The sequence below is a fragment of the Streptomyces sp. NPDC055140 genome (assembly GCF_053607285.1).
The window spans coordinates 1-4,760 of the sequence record NZ_JBSGTG010000108.1 but is presented as its reverse complement, the minus strand read 5'-3'; the positions used below and the strand labels follow the sequence as shown (position 1 = coordinate 4,760).

At 70.0% G+C, this 4,760-nt stretch carries 2 protein-coding genes and 1 pseudogene; 2 read left to right on the top strand and 1 reads right to left on the bottom strand.

Going from position 1 to position 4,760, the window contains the following annotated elements:
• Nucleotides 1-373: 373 nt before the first annotated feature.
• Nucleotides 374-1,195, bottom strand: coding sequence for a class I SAM-dependent methyltransferase (locus ACWFR4_RS47675; protein WP_453658103.1), 822 nt, complete (start codon nt 1,193-1,195; stop codon nt 374-376).
• A 1,829-nt stretch (nt 1,196-3,024) separates the two neighbouring features.
• Between ACWFR4_RS47675 and ACWFR4_RS47670 the strand changes: the two genes are divergently transcribed.
• Nucleotides 3,025-3,810 (top strand): COG4705 family protein, encoded by a 786-nt coding sequence (locus ACWFR4_RS47670; protein WP_453658101.1) that lies wholly within the window; start codon nt 3,025-3,027, stop codon nt 3,808-3,810.
• Nucleotides 3,811-3,906: 96 nt separating this feature from the next.
• A pseudogene (locus ACWFR4_RS47665) lies at nt 3,907-4,224 on the top strand (IS3 family transposase); the annotation flags it as partial.
• Between the last annotated feature and the right edge of the window lie 536 nt (nt 4,225-4,760).

Here is a 4,760-nt window from a genome sequence, read left to right as displayed (position 1 = left end):
CTCATTACAGGCATGCAGGGATTCCTCAAGTGCCGCCGCCTGCACGGGCGTCGGCAGGAGTTTCACCTGCACGGTCAACTTCACGACCGTGACGCTACCCGCCGCCTGACGCACCGGCATTCGAACAGCGCACATTCCTCGCCGGGCGCTGCGGCCCGGTTTCTTGCGTGCGCTCCGCGCCCGTTGCCGCGGCGATGCTCCGCATCGCCACCACAGGATGCGATTCCTCCCGGGGGTGAACCCCCGGGGTTCCTCGCAAGAGCACGCTGAATCCCTGGCAACAGTGCCGGCCCACCAGCCAGTGGACGTGAGCCGGCGAAACCAGGACCGCACCGAGCACCTGGGTGCGCCAGTGCTGGCCCATACGTCTGCGTCAACGTGCAGGGCGGCGCGCGGCCAGAAGATCGGCGCTGGGGGCGTGTACGACGTGCAGGCCCTGTGCCTCAAGTTCTGCGCCGATCTGCGAAGCGCTGGCCGGCCACAGCTCGAATGCCTCCCGCTGCTGGCGCAACACCCGTCCGTCTCGTTCGACGTGATAGGTGAAGACCATCCGCCCGATCCCCGCATCGGGTTCCCAGGTGATGTCGGCGCCGTAGATGTCCGGGCCTACCCGGACCGGCCCGAGCCGTCCCACCTTCTCGCGCCCGGTCGGCAGTTCGGCGGGCGGAGGGTCGAAAAGCAGTAGCCCGCCGGGCAGGAGCGCGCGGCTGACGGCCTGCCAGGTGGCGCGTCGGGTAGCGGGGTCGAGGCAGGCGATGATGTTGGAGGCGACGACCAGGTCTGCAACCTCCTCGAGTCCCGCTCTCTCGATGGACACGGGGTGAAGGGTGACGCGGGCACGCTGGTCAGCGCCCAGACCAGCCAGGCGGGACAGCAGGGCCGCGCGCATCGGGGCCGCAGGCTCGACAGCGTGGATCGGCGCGGCGGAGGCAGTCAGCAGGGTCTCGGTGACGATCCCGGTACCCGCACCGACATCAAGGATCCCGTGCCGGGCGTTGCCGGCCGCCTCGGCGAAGCGCCGTTTTGCCAAGCGGCGGCCGGTTTCGGCCTGGAGGAGATCGTAGAACTCGACAGAGACTGTGTAGCTGGCGCCGAACATCTCACGCACGGCCGTGCGGCCAAACGCATTCGGGCGCGTAGCGGGCAGGGTCCGCGAGCGCACCGCCGTTGAAACAGGCGAGGTGTCCGGCAACACCGACGTAGCCTTCCGGGCGCCTGCCGCGCGCAGGGACCGGTCGCCGAGTCCGCGGTACGGCACCACAACAAACGGCACCTTGGCCCGGGCCGCAGACTGCACGCCCTGTGGGGCTGTCGCCGGCGACCAGCGCTTGGGCCGGCCCCACACCCGCCTTCGTCAGAGCAACAGGCCTACGATCGAGAGCGGGCTTACCAGTGTCCACACCCTCCGCTCCGGTACCGGCGTCGATCACGTCATCCGCGTCCCTGACACACCACATCACCGCAAGGTCCCTCGCCGAGGCAGAGAGAGCGAGGACGATCATCCAGCCGCGCCTCTGCAGCGTCCGCAACAGCCCGGACGCACCACCAAGGGCCCGCGTGTGGGGCCAGAGCCGGGGGAACAACTCCTGATTCGCCGTTCTGACCGCCCCGGCCCCGCCACGGTCCTCACCATTGCCGGGCACGTGGTCCGGCAACTGGTCACCACACGCGCCGCTCACTGCGTGGATGCGGGCCATCGCCCGGCTGTGACCGCACTGTGCGAGCGCCTTGGTCCAGGCGGTCGGGTGCCAGTAGCTCATGACGAGCAAAGGCGCATCGGCATGGAACAGCGTCACGACCGGCATCAGCTGCCTTTCTCGCTCGAGCCAAGTCTGCCTGCTCTCGACCCTACGATCAGCCCACCCCCACAGCACGGTTCCCACGGCCGTTTGCCGGCGTTGATCAGGGAAACCCGCACCGTATGACGCATCACACTGGCGCTTGCCGCACGGTGGCGGTCACCGGCGCCAGCAGCGGCATCGGGGGCGCGTGGGCTGCTGCGTCCGGCGCTCGAGGCGACCAGCTCGCGCTGATCGCCCAAGGCCGGGTTGGCCTGGACGCAGCGGTGCGCGAGGCCGAGCAAGCCGGCGCCGCGAAAGTGATCGTCATTGAAACTCGAACGCACCCTCGGCCGGCAGGAGCCGTGATCATGGGAACTGTGCCTCAGCCAACCGACCCCGACGTCACCCCCGTGCCACCGCCCCAGCCGCCGCCACGCCCAGGGCCGCCAGAGCCCGGCAAGCCGCCCGATGGGCCGAAGCCGGTCGAGCCGCCAAGCCCACCAGATCCCCCGGCACCGCCCGGCTCACCCGTCCCGCCACCTCAGCCGCCCGCGCCCCCCAGCCCGGATGAGCCCGGCCCTGCGGAGCCAACGCCGGGTCGGCCTCGCCCCATGGAGCCGCCGGACTGACGGACCCAGCACGCGGTGCGCCCGGGTCTGTACGAGGGCGCGGTTCGCCTCGACCTCGCCGCAGTCCGGATGCCCCCGCACGGCTTCGCAGGAACCCGGCACCCGGCGCTGACCCTCACCCACCGCGGCGTACGCAACAGCGGCCCTCTCCTGGCCCTGCTCGACTTCCCAGGGCAAGCGTGGAACCGTCGGCGGGCATCTCGTCGTGGTCGAGCCGGAGGGCAGAGGAGCGGGCCGCCTCCAGATCGTGTGGGAGAGGCAGGGAGCCACGGCCCGGATCGAGCCGCTCCTCCTCCCATTGCAGCGCACGGCCGGTCCCGGCTGAGGCGGGCGCGCAAGCTGTGGCGCGGGCTCACTAAGAACTGACCGCCGCCGTGCACTACTGGTCCCAACTGGCTGTAAGAGCACAGGAAAGCGGCATCGTCGAAGGTCAGCACACCACCGGTCCCGCTCCGCGCGAGGGGTGCGTTCGCCGGCGCGTCGCCATATGCCTGAGTCGGTGGCACCGGGGACTGGTCCGCGCCCATCGGGTCATACCCCGGCATTACGTGACGCCGCTGCGGGGCGCATGCTGTTCAGGCTGCGTTCAGGCACGGGGTGCCATCGTGCGGATCATGACCGCAACACACGTCCCCGACGGCCGGCCCCTCATCCCCGTGCGCCGGATGGCGAACAAGGTGCCAGAGGCGACCGTCTACTTCTGGATCATCAAGGTGCTGACCACCGGCATGGGTGAGACGGCGTCGGACCTGATGGCCCGGCTGCTCGGCCCGGTGCCGGCGGTCGCGCTCGGCGGCCTCGCCCTGGCTGCCGCCCTCGCCGTGCAGTTCGCTCTGCGCCGGTACGTCGCCTGGGCCTACTGGACCGCCGTCGTCATGGTCAGCGTGTTCGGCACCATGGCAGCCGACGTCCTGCACGTCGGCCTCGGCGTACCGTACGCCGTGTCGGCGCCGGCCTTCCTCGTCGTACTGGCCGCGGTCTTCGCCCTCTGGTACGCGAGCGAGCAGACCCTCTCCATCCACAGCATCCGCACCCGCCGCCGCGAGACGTTCTACTGGGCGGCCGTCCTCGCCACCTTCGCCCTCGGCACCGCTGCAGGCGACCTCACCGCCACCGTCGGCTTCGGCTACCTGGGCTCGGTCGTCCTTTTCGCGGCCGCCATCTGCGTGCCCGCCCTGGCTCACCGCTTCGGCACCCTGAACGCGGTGACCGCCTTCTGGACCGCGTATGTCATCACCCGCCCCCTCGGCGCTTCCCTCGCCGACTGGATGGCACTCGGACACGCCCGCGGCGGGCTCGGCCTCGGCCTGTCGCCGGTCACCCTCGCGTGGACGGCCGCGATCGTCGGATTCGTCGGCTACGTGGCCGTGTCACAGCGCAACATGCGCGCCGACGCCTGAGGGCCAGAGCCACGGTGCGGGTTGGCCACCACCCGCGGATCCGCCGCGACCGAGCGTCGGCGGTCAGCCTGCTCGTCGAAGACTTCGGCGAGCTTCGGCGCCTACGGCTCCCCGCGAGTGACGGCCGAGCTCCGCGAGAAGGGGCGGCGGGTCCACGAGAAGCGGATCGCCCGGATCATGCGGACGTGTCCTATCACCGGCATCCGTCTGCGCAGACGCGTGCGCACCACCGTCCCAGACCTGACAGCCTCACCGGTCCCGGACCTGTTCCAGCGGGACTTCACCGCTACCGAGCCGGGGCGCAAATACATGGGAGACATTACGTATCTCCCGCTCGCAGGCGGGGAGTTCTTTTGTCTCGCGACCGTGCTGGACTGCTTCAGCCGCAAGGTCGTCGTCTGGTCCATCGCCGACCTGAGGAGCTCCGGCTCGTCGTTGGCCATCCGCCGCGACACCAGCGTTCGGCCCTCGCTGTCCATGACCAGGCAGTGGTGGTAGCTCTTGCCGCAGTCGGTCCCGGCCCATGTCCGGTTCATTCATGCTCCCGTCGTTCGTACTTGAATCACGTACCACGAACGACCTCGCCGGCATTGCTCTACGCAGCGACCTGTTCGCACTTCCCAGTCGGCGGCCGAGTCGTCGTGGGGAGCCGGGCAGCCAAGCGTGTGGAGCCACAAGACGGCAGCGCACCGAGAGCCACACCTGACTCCCCTGGGTGCCGCAACCCTACGAATGACTGGGGCATCCCGGGAAGAAACGTAGAGCGCACCGACCTGGTCACCGACGCACTGCGGATGGCAGCCTCGACCCGCGGCCGCCTGGACGGCGCCGTGTTCCACTCCGACCACGGAGCGCAAGGCGAATTCAACTGGTCGTCGCAACACCTTGATCACGGAGGTGTTGGATGGGACGCCCGAAGAAGCCGATGCCGCAGGCGCCGGCCGGGGCGC